We start from the raw sequence: 17717 nt of genomic DNA on the forward strand, positions 1-17717 counted from the left end.
AGCCAGGTCAGTTGTGGCTTCTCGTGAGCGGAGCCAAGTGAGCGCAAACCTGTCGACAAACTTGACAGGAAATAATTGGGGGAACGACCTGATTCTCAACCATTTGTTACAAAAACGTGCTTTGCTCAGCCCCAGCTTTGTCGAGGAATCTTACGGTTCGGTTTCAGTACGCCCTATCGATATGCATATATCTCTGAATAGAAACCACAAATCGGTTATGGCTTAATTTATGCTTGTGGGGGAATAGTTACAATACTTTTCGTTGTTAGGAGAACCAGAATCAAGACGATTTGAAAAATATCTGAATCCCTTAGGAGATCTGAATGGCTAACCCAAATTTCACTGTCAACAAGGCTGACCTCGAGTTTATCCTTAAGCAAATAACTATTTCTGAGCGGCATACGCAGGGCGAATCGCTTGCCGACATCATTGGACCGCAAGCCGCACTTACGCCGTTTGGCCTGCGCACCACCGATGGTCGTTTCAATAATCTCCTGCCGGGCCAAAGTGAATTTGGCGCAGCTGACAACATCTTTCCGCGGCTCCTGCCGCCAGCCTTCCTGAACGACGCGGATGGGGATGTTTTTGATCCCGACGGGCCCGGTCCAGCTCCAGTCGTCGTCAGCAACAATAATTACGGAGTACCGGGCAGTGTTGCCGATGCGGACCCCCGCACTATCAGCAACCTGCTCGTTGATATGTCGCGCGACAACCCTGCTGCAGTTGCGGCATGGCACAGCAATCCGCTCTCCATCGCGGCTTATCAGGAGGCCCATAACGGCGCTTCGCCCCCTCCGGATTACATACCTACCAACGAAGAGCTCGGATTTATACCCAACCAATCCCCCGATATCGGACTATCTCCCGGATTCAACGGCTGGTTCACGTTTTTCGGCCAGTTCTTCGATCACGGCCTCGACCTCATAACCAAAGGGGGTAACGGCACGGTTTACATTCCGTTGCAACCGGACGACCCTTTGTACAGTACCGCGCCCGGGGCAGCCAATTTCATGGCCCTCACCCGAGCGACTCCCGCCGTCAATCCGGCTACTGGCCTGAAGACCGAACACACGAACACGACCACCGCTTTCGTGGACCAGAATCAGACCTATACCTCACACGCCTCGCACCAGGTATTTCTGCGGGAATACAAGTTCTCCGTCGATACCAATAGTGACGGTATTCCCGATGCCTTTGCGGTTGCCACCGGCCGCTTACTCGACGGTGCGGGCGGAATTGCGAACTGGGCCGAAGTCAAAGCGCAGGCGAAAAACCTGCTCGGCATCACGCTCACCGATTCTGACATCAATAACGTGCCACTGCTGAGAACTGATGCGTACGGCAAATTCATTCCCGGCACTCACGGCTTTGCGCAGTTTGCGACGCCCGACGGGTTTGTCGAGGGCGCGGCAGGAGGCCTGGCCGTCCCAGCTAACGCCTATCGCACGGGCCATGCCTTTCTCGACGATATTGCCCACTTCGCCGTCCCCAACGGTAAAGTCGCGGATAGCGACACGGCGGTCGGGCTGGCAAATTCAGACGGCTCGCCCACCGGCGGCAATTACGACAACGAGCTTCTCGATGCGCATTTCATAACCGGCGACGGCCGTGGCAACGAGAATATCGGCCTGACCGCAGTGCACAACGTCTTCCATGGCGAGCACAACCGTATGGTCGAAGCCAATAAAGCCACCATCCTTCAGTCTGGAGATCTGGCATTTATCAACCAGTGGCTTATTAACGATGTGACAGCGATTCCAACTGGAGCCGCGATCGACTCTTTGGTGTGGGATGGCGAGCGCCTGTTCCAGGCCGCGAAGTTTGTGACCGAGATGGAGTATCAACACCTGGTATTCGAGGAATTTGCGCGCAAGGTTCAGCCCAACGTTGATCCCTTTGTTTTTTCTAACTCGCCCGACCTGGACCCCCAGATACTTGCCGAGTTTGCGCACGTCGTATATCGCTTCGGCCACTCCATGCTTACCGACACGGTAGCGCGCACAAACGCGGACATGAGCCCCAATGACGTTGCCTTGTTTGACGCGTTTCTTAACCCGTTGGCATTTACCGCAAGCGGTGCGACCGCCGAGGAGGCCACCGGCGCGATCGTGCGCGGGATGACGCGGCAGCTTGGCAACGAAATCGATGAGTTCGTAGCCAGCGCGGTGCGTAACACCCTACTTGGCATCCCGCTCGATCTGGCCGCGATAAATATTGCGCGCGCGCGTGATACCGGAATTCCCACTTTCAACGATGCGCGGAAGCAGTTCTACGACATGACCGCCGATCCCCAGCTGAAACCCTATGAGAGCTGGACGGACTACGCGCAAAATATCAAGAACCCTGTCTCGATCATTAATTTCATCGCCGCCTATGGAACGCACCAAACTGTCGTGGATGCGGCGACCCTGCAGGGAAAGCGGGATGCTGCGACGCTTATCGTCATGGGCGATTTCGATCTCAACGGCAATGGCACCATCGAAGCAAATGAAATAGCGCCCGCTGACCGGATAGATTTCCTGAACCATACCGGCACATGGAGCGCCATCGAAACAGGCCTGAACAAGGTCGACTTCTGGATCGGCGGCCTGGCAGAATCGAAGATGGAATTTGGTGGAATGCTGGGCTCGACTTTCAATTTCGTGTTCGAGACACAGTTGGAGAACCTGCAGAATGGTGACCGCTTTTACTATCTGAGCCGCCTGCAAGGCACCAATCTGCTGAACGAGCTTGAGGCGAACACGTTCTCCGCGCTGACCATGCGCAATACCGATCTGGGCAATGACGACGCGGCACATCTTCCCGGCGCGATTTTCGACAGGGCGGATCATATTCTAGAGCTCGACCTGTCCAAGCAGATCGGCCCCGACCCGACTGACAATAATCCGATTCTCGGCCCGAAGGTGTTGCGTAACAACCCGAATACGCCGGGACCCGATACCAATTACCTGAAGTTCAGAGGTGGGGAGCATGTGGTGTTGGGAGGTTCGGAAGGCGCGGATACCCTTGTAGGCGATCGTGGCATCGACACCCTCTGGGGGGATGGCGGCAATGATCTGCTCAATGCGCAAAGCGAGGCCGACACGGTCTTCGGTGGTGACGGGGATGACATCATCATCGATCCCTTCGGTGACGATTTTCTGCGCGGCCAGGATGGAAACGACGTCATCAGCGCCGGCCCCGGTTTGGATATAGTGCTGGGCGGAGGCGGAAAGGACTTCATCCACGCAGGGGCCGACACTAACGAAGTCTTCGCTGGCAGAGAGGACGATTTTGTAATGGCTGGTGCGGGTGGGGACACCCTGCTTGGCAACGAAGGGGATGACTGGCTGGAAGGCGGCGAGGGTTTCGACACGCTCGCGGGGGAAAATTCGGAGCTCTTTTTCAATAGCCCCATCATTGGGCACGACGTAATGTTTGGCCAGGGTAACGACACGGATTATGATGGTGAATCCGGTGACGATATCATGGTATCGGGAGTAGGCATCCAGCGCAACGAAGGCATGTTCGGCTTCGACTGGAGCATCGCCAAGACAGACCCGTATGGGGTTGATCACGATCTCACGGTCAAGGTATTTTCCACGGTAGAGGCCGATATACTTCGCGATCGCTACGACCTGGTCGAATCTATGTCGGGGTGGACCCACGACGACATTCTGCGCGGGGATAACCGGGGGTCGCCCGGTTTCGCAGAACCTGGACTATCGTTTGATGACCATGTCCTCGACCAGGCGGGGATCAATCGCATAGACGGGCTGCAGGCATTGCTCGGTGCAGGAGTGACGAGTTTTCGGGACGGTAATATCATCATCGGCGGCGATGGCAATGACGTATTACAGGGACGTGGGGGTTTCGACATCCTGGACGGCGACGCCTGGCTGAATGTCCGCATTGCTGTGACCGGGCATCCAACCGTAACCAGTGTGGAAAGCATGGCGGAACTTTTGCCCCTCATGCTGTCGCGCGAAATCAATCCCAGCCAGCTCAGTATCGTACGCGAGATCCTGCACGACACGACGCCCACCGATAACAGTGATACGGCTGTCTTTCAGGGAAACCTTGCCGATTACGTCATTGAAGGCCGTACCGTTACCACACGGGCTGCCGACCTCGACGGAGATGGTTTCATTTCTGTCACCGATCTGAATGACGGCCCGGTTGTCCGGCCGTCGATACTCGTTGATGACGTCGACAAGCTGAAGAATATAGAGCTTCTCCGGTTCGCCGACCAAACCATTGCAATCGCCGGCCCGGATGTCATTGCACCAACCAACATCAAATGGAATGGCACTGCACCAGGTTCAGGCCTTCCCGGAGCAGGAACCATCGCTACCCTTAGTACGGAGGATCTCAACAGCACGTCATTCACCTATACGTTACTTTCGCAATCCGCCGGCGCCGGATTTGCCGTGAATGGAGCAGGCTCTGTCACACGATCATCCGTTTTGCCAGCCAACACCACCTACACGTTGACGGTGAGATCGACGGATCAGACTGGTGCGTTCGTGCAGGAAACCTTCACTGTCAGGACGGGTAATGGCACGCTCGCGACCCCTGTCAACGATACGCTCAATGGCAACGCGACCGATGACGTGATGTACGGACTATATGGCAGTGACATCCTCAACGGTCTTGATGGCGATGATACGCTGAATGGCGGCGAGGGAAACGACAGGCTCGTCGGCGGCGTTGGCGACGACACCATGACCGGCGGAGCAGGCGACGACGCTTACGTCGTGGATAGTGCAGCAGATGTTGTCAACGAAGCGTCTGGGGCCGGGGTCGATACGGTTGAGGCCGCACTGGATTTCTATGTATTGGGTGCGAACATCGAGAGGCTGGTAACCGCTAGCGGCTCGATCGGGAACCGGAACTGGACCGGCAACGAACTCAATAACTGGATTCAAGGCAGCGCCGGCACCGATGAACTCAATGGACTTGCTGGCGATGACAGGCTGCTCGGCGCCGCGGGCGATGACACCCTCACCGGGGACACCGGCAACGACACTCTGGACGGCGGGGCCGACAACGACGTCATGAGTGGCGGTACTGGCAACGACTGGTTCAACGGCGGCACCGGTAACGACATCATGAGCGGAGGCGCGGGCGATGACATTTACGTGGTCGACTCTCTGCAGGATACGGTCACGGAGGAGGCTGGCGAGGGCAGTGACACGGTTCAGACCGATCTAGCCGAATACAGTTTAGGCGGGAATGTTGAGAAATTGATGGGCGTGGCGGGCAGCACCACTAACCACATCTGGAGCGGCAATGCCCTCGACAACTGGATCCGAGGCGAAAACGGGAACGATACGCTCAATGGCCTTGGCGGGGATGACTTCCTTACCGGCGGGGGCGGAAGCGATATCATGCGGGGAGGTTTAGGCAACGACATTTATGTGGTTGACTCTCTGCAGGATACGGTCACCGAAGAACTGGGCGAAGGTAGTGACACGGTTCAGACCGTTCTCGGAGCTTATACCTTAGGCGAGAATGTCGAGAAATTGATGGGTGTGGCAGGCAGCACCATTAACCACAGCTGGACCGGCAACGCCCTCGACAACTGGATGCGAGGCGAAAATGGAAATGACACGCTCAATGGGCTTGCAGGTAATGACGCACTTGTTGGGGGTGCCGGAGGCGACACAATAAACGGCGGCCAGGGAAACGACTGGCTCAACGGGGGCATCGGTAACGACACCATGAATGGAGGCGCCGGTAATGACATCTACCTGGTTGACTCTGTGCAGGATACGGTCACGGAGCAGCCGGGCGAGGGCAGCGACGCTGTTCAGGCCGAGCTCGCCGATTACACTTTAGGCGAAAATGTCGAGAAATTGATGGGTGTGATAGGCAGTACGGTTAACCACAGCTGGACCGGCAATGCCCTCGACAACTGGATGCGAGGCGAAAACGGGAACGATACGCTCAACGGGCTTGCCGGTAATGACTTCCTCACCGGTGGCGCAGGAAACGACACCATGAGCGGAGGCGCGGGCAATGATATTTATGTGGTTGACTCCCTGCAGGATACGGTCACCGAGGCGCTGGGTGAGGGTAGCGACACGGTGCAGACCGATATCGGTGATTACACTTTGGGGGAGAATGTCGAGAAATTGATGGGCGTGGCGGGCGGGACCATTAACCACAACTGGACGGGTAATGCCCTCGACAACTGGATACGAGGTGCGAATGGGACCGATACGCTTAACGGCCTCGCGGGCAATGACTTCCTGATCGGGGGGATCGGAAACGACATTATGACGGGAGGTTCAGGCAACGACATTTATGACGTTGACTCTTTGCAGGATACGGTCACGGAGGCGCTGGGCGGGGGCAATGACGCGGTTCAGACCGATCTCGGGACGTACAGCTTGGCCGAGAATGTCGAGAGCCTGATGGGCCTGGCCGGCAGCACTGCTAACCACAGCTGGACGGGCAATGCCTTGGACAACTGGATGCGGGGCGAAGGCGGCAGCGATACGCTTAACGGACTTGCCGGCAATGACTCGCTTCTCGGGGGTGCGAGTGCTGACACGCTCAACGGAGGTGCCGGAAGAGATTCGTTGACAGGTAATGCTGGCAATGACATTTTCAAGTTCAGCGACGTCAGCGACTCCGGTACAACGGTAGCCACGCGCGACAACATCCTGGACTTTGTCATCGGGCAGGACAAAATCGATCTATCGGGGATTGACGCGGTCACTGGAGGCGTGGATGACAATTTTTCGCTGATCGGAGGAGCCGCTTTCACCGCCGCCGGGCAATTGCGCTTCTTCAACAGCGGTGGAACTACGATTGTCGAAGGCAACGTGGCCGGTGATTTGGCAGCTGACTTCCAGATCGCGCTGACCGGTGCCCACGCACTACAGGCCGCTGAGTTCGCTGCCTAACCGGCTTCAAAAGTTCGCCCCGTCGCCATGAATTGATGAGCGCTGGCGACAGGGCCAATTCTTGAGCAAGCCGCGTGTATCTCGAGATACGGTTGGAGAAGAGCGCCCCACGCTCGAGATGCGGGTCATATCGTTGCGCTCGGCCCGGACGCGTTGCTGAACGGCGTGGGTCCCGGCCCCGAACCTGTTGCCCTCTGCGTATTCGAGAAGGTCGGCGACACCACCGTCAGCGTTTTACGGTGTTAGCGACGAGGTCTCACCCCGGTCGCTTCAAATGCCGCATCGAAGCGCCCGTTGTATTTGTTCGCGCGAGGACTGACGAAGTCCTCTCCATAGCAAACCGCGAGAACAGCCAGACGAGCCGCCGCCGTTCCGCACCCCGCAGATCAACTTAGAGGCATTATGGGTCGATTAGGAATGGCGAGGGGCGAGATCAACGATATCCCGTCCCGCTTTGTACCGCCCCGGGGGCCGGCTCAATACCAGGCGGGGCCATTAAGAGATGCTTTGGTCGCGTTAACGGGGCGGCACGGCGGCCATCGGAGTATATGGACGATACGATGGGAGCGTAAAGGGGAACGAACGGGGATGCGGGTTCTCAGGCAACCGCCTGCTTAACACCGGGCAGGCGGCTCAACGGAATTATCAGGGGGTGCAATTCTTGTTGTTGTAGACGCTCGTGAGTGCGCTCTTTCTATCACTGACTAAACGGGTGGCCTCACCCGCGTCATAATAGGTGTAGGCCAAACCTGGAAGCCAGAGAATCGCCGCCGCAACATTGGTTCCTGTTACCCCTTTTTTTGAATCAATCTCGGCTTGGGTTTTATCCAGTTTTGCCACCTCCTCGGTGATGCCATTACACGAGAGGTTTTGATCGCCAGGTTGGACCACCTGTATTTTTTGCGACGTTGCACAGCCAACCAATAATCCGCTTACAGCCGCCGCAACCATGGCGACGCTCCTTAACCTCAATGACATATTCACTCCTTGTTGAGCCGCCCATAACGCTTAGTCGAAACCGGGGCGACGATCCGGCTTCGCGAATTAACATATTTAGCCCTATCATGCCCCCTGCCCGACAAGTGGACCTGCTTGGACATAACTGGAATCTACTGTTAAGGATGAGATTGACACAGAGGATTCATTTGCTGAATTACCCCTGTAGCCCACTGGCCCTGTGGACATTGGACTCTGACTACTCATCTGTTCTCATGCATTGTATTGGATTCGATTACCTTCTCAATAACGACGAGGGAACGTAGGAGTAAACCCCTCTATCGAATTTTCTACATCTAGTTTCGACGAATGCCAATATTTAGCCATATGCTGGCGACCCTTCGCCACCAGAGAACGGCAATTCCCGCTAAGTTGTTTCGTTTTTCCCGATAGCGTTTATGCAAAGTTTCATGCCGAGCATCCCCATGGGTTAAACTTGACCAATTTCATTCTTCAGTTAATTTATGGCTCAGTATGTGCTCACCATGAATCGTGTCGGCAAGGTTGTTCCACCCCGACGAACGATTATCAAGGATATTTCCATTTCTTTCTTTCCCGGCGCCAAGATAGGATTGCTTGGCCTGAACGGTTCCGGCAAATCGACTGTGCTCAAAATCATGGCGGGGGTAGACAAGGATATCGAAGGCGAGGTGACGGCGATGCCCAACCTCAAAATCGGCTATCTCCCGCAGGAACCCGAGCTCGATCCCGGCCAGACCGTGCGCGACGCGGTGCAGGAAGGGCTGGGAGACGTGTTTAGCGCCCAGCGCCGGCTTGACGAAGTCTATGCGGCATATGCCGAACCGGACGCAGACTTCGATGCGCTCGCTTCGGAGCAGTCCCGATTGGAGGCGATTCTCGCCACGGGTGGCGGAGACTCCGGCCAGCAGATGGAAATTGCAGCTGATGCGCTGCGTCTGCCCGAATGGGACGCCGCGATCAAGAATCTTTCCGGCGGCGAGAAACGCCGCGTTGCGTTATGCAAGCTACTGCTCTCGAAACCGGACATGTTGTTGCTGGACGAGCCCACCAATCACCTCGACGCTGAATCGGTGGAATGGCTCGAGCAATTTCTCACGCGCTTTGCGGGGACCGTCGTGGCAGTCACGCACGACCGTTATTTTCTCGACAACGCGGCAGAGTGGATATTGGAACTTGATCGAGGCCATGGTATTCCCTGGAAGGGAAATTACAGCTCATGGCTCGAACAGAAGGGAGATCGTTTGAAACAGGAAGAATCCGCCGAGTCCGCCCGACAAAAATCGCTGAAACAGGAACTCGAGTGGGTACGCCAAAATGCCAAGGGACGCCAGGCGAAATCTAAAGCGCGTATTGCCCGGTTTGAGGAGCTCAACTCGCAGGAGTATCAGAAGCGTAATGAGACTCAGGAAATATTCATTCCCGTTGCGGACAGGCTCGGCAATGAAGTAATCGAGTTCAAGGGAGTTTCGAAAGCCTATGGCGATCGTCTTCTTATTGATGACTTGAGCTTCAAAATTCCGGCTGGAGGAATCGTCGGCATCATTGGCCCCAACGGTGCGGGTAAATCTACCCTGTTTCGCATGATCACCGGCAAGGAACGCCCGGACTCAGGCGAAGTTGAGATCGGTTCGACCGTCAAAATAGCGCATGTGGATCAGTCCCGCGATGCTTTGGAAGGAGGCAAAACCGTTTTCGATACCATCTCCGAGGGGCGCGACATACTCACGGTCGGCAAATACGAAACACCCGCCCGCGCATACCTGGGACGTTTCAACTTCAAGGGCGGAGATCAGCAGAAGATGGTGGAAAATCTTTCAGGCGGCGAGCGTGGACGCCTTCATCTGGCAAAAATGCTTATTTCCGGCGGAAACGTGCTGTTGCTGGATGAACCCTCCAATGACCTCGACGTTGAGACCTTGCGCGCCCTGGAAGATGCGTTACTGGCATTCGCCGGTTGCGTCCTCGTAATATCGCATGACCGGTGGTTCCTCGACCGCATCGCTACCCATATTCTGGCGTTTGAAGGTAACTCGCAGGTAACATTTTTCGACGGCAACTACCAGGAATATGAAGCCGACAAGCGCAAACGTCTGGGGGAGGAAGGCGCGAAACCAAAGCGGATCAGATTCAAGCCGATCAGCCGGTAACTCAGTCGTGGATTCTGCATAACTGGCTTCTTTGTCGTACTGCTAAAGCGAAACTAAGCCTGAGCCTATTTAACGCAACGTTATTGCCATGAGTACCCATCTCGCCTGGGGCCACCTGGCTGCTCTCGCAATCTGGATCGCGCTCTCTGGTGCGGCTTATCTATATTTCGATGCCCGGCAGAAACCAACGATTGTCACCGCCAGGGCGGATCTGGGCGGTCAGGTAGTCATCCCCCGATCGAGGGATGGGCATTATTACGTGCGCGGCGTGATTCACGGTCATACTATGGATTTTATGGTTGATACCGGCGCCACCACAGTATCCATCAGCCGGACGGTTGCCCGCAAGGCTAACCTGCCTGCCGGGAGCCCTGCCAGTTTCTCAACCGCAGGCGGGACAGTCGCAGGTGAGATTGTGTCGGGACAGACTGTAGAAGCCGGCGGTATTGTAGTGGAGGGCCTCAATGTCGGGGTGGGTATACACGGCGACATTGGACTGCTCGGGCAGAATTTTTTGCGCAATGTGGACGTTCTCCAGTTAGAGGATAAAATGATCTTAAGAGTCAGGTAAAATGACCTGCGTCCCCTCCTCGACAACCTGCCATTCACACCTGGCGGCGCATTGCCGCGTGTAGGCAACGCTCGGATTACCCTGCTCCTCGCCATCCTGATCAGCATCGGCTACCATTCGCTTTTAGAAACGCGCACAACAGGGGCTGGATAGATCTGGTAAGCGATTTAGCCAGCGTATTCATGTATGTGCGCTGATATTCGGATTGGCTTCAAGAGATATTTGATGAAATCAGCATCACTACTGTTTCTGCTTTTCCTGATCCCATCGGTGTCGGCTAAGGGTGGGGCGTTTCCGTCCAGTCTTTCCGCAGAAGCTCAAGGTGTTAGCCTGATCGCAACGCTGACTACTGGCAAAGGCGAGGCTCCCCCGCCACCGGGGCAGCAAATCGACTTGGGCACTCGTGACCATTCTGCATACGAAAGCTGGACGGCGAACGGTGGATTTGTAATGGCAGCCATACAAGACACAGTGGTTTCCGAATCTGCAACGCATCTGGCTGCTCAGCATGAATCAGGTGAGCCGCGCGTTACTGCCCCTCAGTCTTCAGCCGCCCCCGGCGGTCCGGATGGCCTCTCGTGCGCCGATTGTCCGGAAATGATACCTGTTCCAGGTGCTAAATTTGCAATCGGGAAATACACTGTTACCTTTGCGGAGTGGGACAAGTGCGCTGCTGACGGTGGCTGCGGGGGTTACCAGCCGCCGGACAATGGCTGGGGGCGCGGCAGCAGGCCCGTGATCAACGTAAGCTGGAACGATGCTCAAGCCTACGTTCAGTGGCTGTCACGCAAGACCGGCAAAGCGTACCGATTGCCCACCGGGGAGGAATGGGAAATTGCCGCACGCGCGGGTTCTACCACCAACTACTACTGGGGGAACGACGTTGGACGTAATAATGCCAATTGCGATGGCTGCGGGAGCGAGTGGGATAACAAAAAAACGGCGCCTGTTGGCAGTTTTAAGCCGAATGCTTTCGGACTTTATGACACGATAGGTAATGTCTGGCAATGGACGGACAGTTGCTGGAAGGATAATTGCGCGAGACGCCTGTTTTTTGGGGGGTCGTGGAATCACAGGCCGGAGGATATGCGCGTAACTACCCGCAACTGGTTCGACACGAGCAAGCGCATGCGTTACCTCGGATTCCGAGTCGCGTTGACGCTTCCCTGATAGAAAAACCGCTTCACCAAGCCCGCTTCACCGGGGTCTCTTTGCGGGGACGCATGTGAACTTTGCGGGGGATGCATGGGAAAAGGGGTGGATGATGCGGTTAAGATAATCGCGCTGCCCGACTAATCAGCTCCGGTTAATCTCTACGCCATAAAGGCGCGATCATCGCTCACCCCGGGCGGACGCCTCAGATCACTTCCACTTAAAAACGAAAACCAGGCCGAACGTCACCATGTGATAACCAGCCATAAAGCACACGTTCGAGGTCCTTTTGCAAGATTCGCGCCACGATGAAAAATTGCCCCGCGGCCTTCGCCACGGGGCAATCTCATCACCGGTTCAGGTACCGTTCTTTCTCAAGAATAGAACCTCATACCTTTGATAGCCTGGTTGCTTCTCAAACGCCTCAGACCAACACGATATCATGTTCACTAACATCGGGATGTCCGACTATCGTTGCCAACTGAACGGCGTCACCCCGTCCACTGCCGTCAGCGTCGAATGACAGAACGCCTGTTTTTTCATTGTAGACAAAGTAGTCGTCCCGATCTTCAGCTTTACCCGATCTGTTGCTGGCGAAATTGTCCTCATCGAGTCTGCCCGCGTCCAAATCGTTCCGGCTGCCCCATATCGCGTCATTGACGTCTTTCAGGCTGAATTGCAACGTATCATCCTTTGATTCAAACCCTTCGATGCGATCGAAGCCGTTGCTCCAGGACGTTACTCCGCTAAATACGATGGTATCGTGGCCACTGCCTCCATCGATGGTGTCATTGCCCTTGCCACCCACCAGAAGGTCATCGCCTTTGCCACCATAGAGCTTGTCATTGCCGTCGCCACCGTACAGTTTGTCGTTGCCCCTGCCGCCGTCCAGGTAGTCATTCCCGTCGCCGCCATAGAGCACGTCATTATTCCGGCCATAGGACCCCTTGTCGTCGTCCTTGTGGTCGTCCTTGTCGTCGTCCTTCTTTTCTTCATCATCGCCAAAGAGCCGGTCGTCGCCCTTGCCGCCGTACAGCGTGTCATTGCCGTCGCCGCCAAAGAGCTTGTCGTTGCCCTTGCCGCCGTCCAGGTAGTCGTTCCCGTCGCCGCCATAGAGCACGTCGTTATTCCGGGCATAGTACCCCTTGTCGTCCTTGTCGTAGTCCTTGTCGTCCTTGTCGTAGTCCTTCTTTTCATCATCGCCAAAGAGCCGGTCATTGCCCTTGCCGCCGTCCAGGTAGTCATTCCCGTCGCCGCCGTAGAGCACGTCATTATTCTGGGTGCGGTCGCCCTTGTCGTTCTTGTCATCGTACCTGTCGTTCTTGCCACTCTCATCATCGCCAAAGAGCCGGTCGTCGCCCTTGCCGCCATAAAGCGTATCGTTGCCGTCGCCGCCGTACAGTTTGTCGTTGCCCTTGCCGCCGTCCAGGTAATCATTCCCGTCGCCGCCATACAGCACGTCATTATTCTGGGTGCGGTCGCCCTTGTCGTTCTTGTCATCGTACTTGTCGTTCTTGCCACTTTCATCGTCACCAAACAACCGGTCGTCCCCGGTGCCGCCATACAGGGTGTCGTTGCCGTCGCCGCCGTACAGTTTGTCGTTGCCCTTGCCGCCATCAAGGTAGTCATTCCCGTCGCCGCCATAGAGCACGTCATCATTCCGGCTTCGATGACCCTTGTCGTCCTTGTCGTCCTTGTCGTCCTTGTCGTAGTCCTTCTTTTCATCATCGCCAAAGAGCCGGTCGTTGCCATCGCCACCATTCAGCGTGTCGTTGCCGTCACCCCCAAACAGTTGGTCGTTACCCCGGCCGCCCGATATCGTATCGTTGCCATCGTCGCCGTAGAGGCGATCATTGCCGCTTTTTCCGTCGATGCGATCATTTCCGTCCAGCCCGTGGATCGTGTCGCCAAAGGGAGTACCGTTAAGAACGTCGTTGCGGCGAGTGCCTGTGATATTAGCCATTTGAATCTCCTGTTATATATTTTTAAAAAGTAATTGCCCGAATGGGCTCTGCCTTAAAGCTTTTAAGCTTTTATTTTTTATAAATGACAGTTACTGGAGTTCAACGGAATAAAGGCTGCTCCCTCACAACTTTATAACTACCCCGTTATGCCGCCCTTTCGGGCCGCATTTGAATCAACAGCATTTCCCGTGCCAGAAAAATGTGTCGCCTTATATAAACAAAGGTTTGTTCGAGATCATGCTCAGCAGTTCATAAGGCATAAGCCGCGTACCCAAGCAAATACCCATCCAGAGAAGCCTCATTGCGTCGCTGCAAACCGACATGTGAAATGGACCCAAAATCGAAAACCCTTCTTTTTTCCCCGAATACTGGCGTTATAACAGCTCTAAATGCGTTTGTCGTCTGACGGAGACACTTCATTTATTTTCTTAAGGATAACTGACGCGTAATGCCGTTATCCGCCGTCGCTTTCAACACCTGTATCCAAACGACGACATTTGCACCAAACTCATCCATGCCCGGCGGAGCCAAAGGCTAGGACAGTACCCAGACACAGCGAAAGGTCGATTTACTACAGCACCGGTATCAACCCGCGTGGCGCTGCGCATTTATTCTGCACCTTCATCATTTCTTAATATCCAACCTCTACGCCTAAGTGCGGCATCGAACAGACGAAACAATTTTCCATCGTATAAGTTAGAGGACGATTAGTTAAGATTGGTTTATTTGGGTAAAAATCCATAAGTAAATATATGTAACCTTCCGCCCCACCAAAAGCCTGAGCGAAGAATGCGGCGAGTGGCAAAGAACCGCTCAGCCTTGATGCTCCCAACAGTCGGACCCCGCCGACTTATTAGGATAAAGCACTTCAGCGAACTGCTTTTTACCGGCTGTCTGGACAAGAATAATAACGATATTTATGAGGCCGTTCTTTAGATGAATCCCGCATACAAGTTGCCCCAAACGGAAATCGCTCGAACCCTCGTCGGATATAAGCGGATATTCGCGACCGTTGGCGTCTTCAGCGCGATCATCAACCTGCTTTTACTCGTCCCCGCCCTTTACATGTTGCAGGTCTACGACAGAGTATTGGCGAGCCGCAACGAGACCACTCTGTTGATGCTGACACTGATGGTCGTTGGCGCGTACCTACTGATGGGCTCGCTGGAATTCGTGCGCAGCTTCGTGCTGATCCGGGTCGGCGCGCAATTCGATATGAGGATGAACAAACGCGTATACGCGGCAGCGTTCGAGCAAAACCTGAAACGTGGTGGCGGTAACGCCGGGCAAGCGTTGCAGGATTTGACGAATATTCGCCAGTTTTTGACCGGCCAAGGCTTATTCGCATTCTTCGATGCGCCCTGGTTTCCGGTGTACCTCATGGTTATTTTTTTGTTCAACCCGTTATTGGGCTTCTTTGCCCTAGGCGGCACTGTCATTCTCGTAGCCCTGGCGTTCCTTAACGAAAGAATCTCGAAGAAACCGCTGACAGAGGCTAGCACCATGGCTGTTGCTTCGAGTAATCTCGCAACCAACAATCTTCGCAATGCGGAGGTGATCGCCGCCATGGGCATGCTGCCCAACTTGATGTCGCGCTGGTTTGGACTGCATAGCCGTTTCCTTCAATTGCAGGCGGAAGCAAGCGAAAAGGCAGGAACAATCGCTGCAGTCACGAAGTTTGTACGCATGTCATTGCAATCGCTGATACTGGGCCTCGGAGCGCTGCTCGTGCTGGATGGCAAGATCACGCCTGGGATAATGATTGTCGCGTCCATCCTGATGGGTAGAGCGTTAAGTCCTGTGGAGCAGTTGATTTCGGGGTGGAAAAACTGGAGCGGGGCGCGCAGCGCCTACCAGCGCTTGAGCGACCTGCTGGAAGCCAATCCCATGCGTGAGCCGGGTATGTCGTTGCCAAAACCGAGTGGCAAACTCTCGGCCGAAGCCGTAACGGCTGGTCCGCCCGGCGCTACCCGACCCGTTCTTAGAAACCTGAGTTTTTCAATTGCGCCTGGCGATGTACTGGGAATCATTGGGCCCAGCGGAGCAGGAAAATCCACTCTCGCACGACTGCTGGTTGGTATCTGGCCCACGATGGCGGGAAAGGTTCGCTTGGACGGAGCCGACATTTACCAGTGGAACAAGGACGAACTGGGCCCCTACATTGGATATTTGCCACAGGATATAGAATTATTCGCGGGGACGGTCAGCGAGAACATAGCCCGTTTCGGAGAGGTCGATTCAGAGAAGGTAGTTATCGCGGCCCAGCGTGCGGGCGTGCATGAGATGATTCTGCGTTTTCCCCAGGGCTATGACACCCCTCTGGGCGAGGACGGTGCCGGGCTCGCGGGAGGTCAGAAACAACGCCTTGGTCTGGCCCGCGCCATCTACGGCGATCCCTCGCTCATTGTACTGGATGAGCCCAATTCCAACCTGGATGAAACGGGGGAATTGGCCCTGATCGGAGCCATCAATGACCTGCGCAGTCGCGGCAAAACAATCGTAATGATCACTCACCGGGAAAGCACCCTGGGTACCACAACCAGGCTGCTGGTTCTTCGCGATGGAGTAGCCCAACTGTTTGGCCCAAGTGAACAAGTCAAGCGTGAGTTGGTCAGAATGAGCCAGCAATTGCCAAAACAGGTAGAAAATGCAAAACAAGCTTCAGCATAATGCGGGCGCAGCGTCAGCTGCGGTCGTTTATGGCGAAGAAATCAAACCATACGCCATTAACACGGATCCCCGGGCCTATACACGATTAGGATGGTGGATCGTCATCGTCGGGGTATGCGGATTTCTATTGTGGGCTTTTCTTGCTCCGCTGGACAAGGGCGTTCCACTCAGCGGCACGGTTACGGTATCGACAAACAGAAAGGCGGTGCAGCATCCAACCGGTGGTACGGTGGAAGCAATCCTGGTAAAGGAGGGAGACCACGTTAAGGCCGGCCAACCCCTGGTGCGCTTTAATGCCGTCCAAGTGACCGCGAGTGCCGAAATGATGCGTGTTAAATATTTCACGGCGCGGGCGGCCGAGGCACGCTTAATTGCAGAGCGTGATGGAACGGAGGAAATCGTTTTCCCCCCGGACCTCTTTCACGAAAAAGACGATCCGCGCGTGGCGAATAATATGAGGATGCAGGAACAGTTGTTGAGTTCGCGATTAATGGCGATTAAAAGCGAATTAGCGGCGCTCGATGAGAATATTGCGGGTTTGAAGTTACAGGCCACTGGCCTGGAGGAATCACGAGACAATAAAAAAGAGCAAATGGCGCTTTTGAAGGAACAACTCGAAGGGATGCGAGAGCTGGCTAAAGAAGGCTACGTCGCACGTAACCGGTTGCTTGATTTAGAGCGGACCTATGCTCAAATCAGCGGCGCGATCTCGGAGGATATTGGCAATATTGGCCGGACGCAGCGCCAGATTGCGGAATTGAAACTACGCCGGATACAGCGGCAACAGGAATACCAGAAGGAAGTCCGTACTCAGCTATCGGATGTGCAACGGGAAGCGGAAGCACTTGCCAATCAGCTCAAAGGGCTGGATTACGACATGGCGAATGCCGTAATAAAAGCCCCGGTAGATGGCACCGTTGTGGGCCTGGCGATATTTACACACGGGGGTGTCATCAGTCCGGGTTTCAAAATGATGGATGTCGTACCAAGCGGTGACTCGCTGGACGTGGAAGGGCACCTGCCGGTACATTTAATCGATAAGGTACACCCTGATCTCCCGGTAGAGCTGATCTTCTCCGCGTTCAATCGGAATCTGACTCCGCATATTCCCGGCGTGGTAACGCATGTCTCCGCCGATCGATTTGTCGACGAACAGACGGGGGCCCCCTACTATAAACTGCGAGCCAAAGTTGCGCCTGAAGGAATGAAACTGATCGCCGATTTGCAGATTCGCCCGGGGATGCCTGTGGACTTGTTCGTGAAAACAGGCGAACGAACCATGATAAACTACATACTGAAGCCGATACTTGACCATATAAAAATGTCGATGACCGAAGAATAA

Annotated in this window: 8 protein-coding genes; 6 read left to right on the forward strand and 2 right to left on the reverse strand. The window is 55.1% G+C overall.

Annotation, left to right across the window (positions count from 1 at the left end; genetic code table 11):
• The first annotated feature begins 323 nt into the window (after positions 1-323).
• On the forward strand, positions 324-6893 hold the full coding sequence (locus C8R31_RS12050; RefSeq protein WP_107694311.1) for a peroxidase family protein: 6570 nt from the start codon (positions 324-326) through the stop codon (positions 6891-6893).
• A gap of 645 nt (positions 6894-7538) precedes the next feature.
• Here C8R31_RS12050 and C8R31_RS12055 read toward each other — a convergent pair.
• The gene (locus C8R31_RS12055; RefSeq protein WP_107694312.1) at positions 7539-7871 is read right to left on the reverse strand and encodes a hypothetical protein; all 333 of its coding nucleotides are present in this window, start codon (positions 7869-7871) and stop codon (positions 7539-7541) included.
• A 482-nt stretch (positions 7872-8353) separates the two neighbouring features.
• Here C8R31_RS12055 and ettA point away from each other — a divergent pair, with 482 nt between their 5' ends.
• The 3 genes from ettA (at position 8354) to C8R31_RS12070 (ending at position 11759) form a co-directional block, all read left to right on the forward strand.
• The gene (ettA, locus tag C8R31_RS12060; protein ID WP_107694313.1) at positions 8354-10018 is read left to right on the forward strand and encodes an energy-dependent translational throttle protein EttA; all 1665 of its coding nucleotides are present in this window, start codon (positions 8354-8356) and stop codon (positions 10016-10018) included.
• Between the two features lie 88 nt (positions 10019-10106).
• Positions 10107-10589 carry a TIGR02281 family clan AA aspartic protease gene (locus C8R31_RS12065; RefSeq protein WP_107694314.1) on the forward strand — a complete coding sequence of 161 codons (483 nt, stop codon included), beginning with the start codon at positions 10107-10109 and terminating at the stop codon, positions 10587-10589.
• A 225-nt stretch (positions 10590-10814) separates the two neighbouring features.
• Positions 10815-11759, forward strand: a complete 945-nt coding sequence (locus tag C8R31_RS12070; RefSeq protein WP_219907519.1) for a formylglycine-generating enzyme family protein — start codon at positions 10815-10817, stop codon at positions 11757-11759.
• A gap of 406 nt (positions 11760-12165) precedes the next feature.
• Here C8R31_RS12070 and C8R31_RS16660 read toward each other — a convergent pair whose 3' ends face one another.
• Entirely contained in the window at positions 12166-13704 is a 1539-nt protein-coding gene (locus C8R31_RS16660) for a calcium-binding protein (protein ID WP_107694315.1), read from the reverse strand.
• A 937-nt stretch (positions 13705-14641) separates the two neighbouring features.
• Here C8R31_RS16660 and C8R31_RS12080 point away from each other — a divergent pair.
• The gene (locus C8R31_RS12080) at positions 14642-16375 is read left to right on the forward strand and encodes a type I secretion system permease/ATPase (RefSeq protein ID WP_107694316.1); all 1734 of its coding nucleotides are present in this window, start codon (positions 14642-14644) and stop codon (positions 16373-16375) included.
• Positions 16353-17717, forward strand: a complete 1365-nt coding sequence (locus C8R31_RS12085; RefSeq protein ID WP_107694317.1) for an HlyD family type I secretion periplasmic adaptor subunit — start codon at positions 16353-16355, stop codon at positions 17715-17717. Before C8R31_RS12080 ends, C8R31_RS12085 begins: the two co-directional genes overlap by 23 nt.

The sequence above is a fragment of the Nitrosospira sp. Nsp2 genome (assembly GCF_003050965.1).
Lineage (GTDB): Bacteria > Pseudomonadota > Gammaproteobacteria > Burkholderiales > Nitrosomonadaceae > Nitrosospira.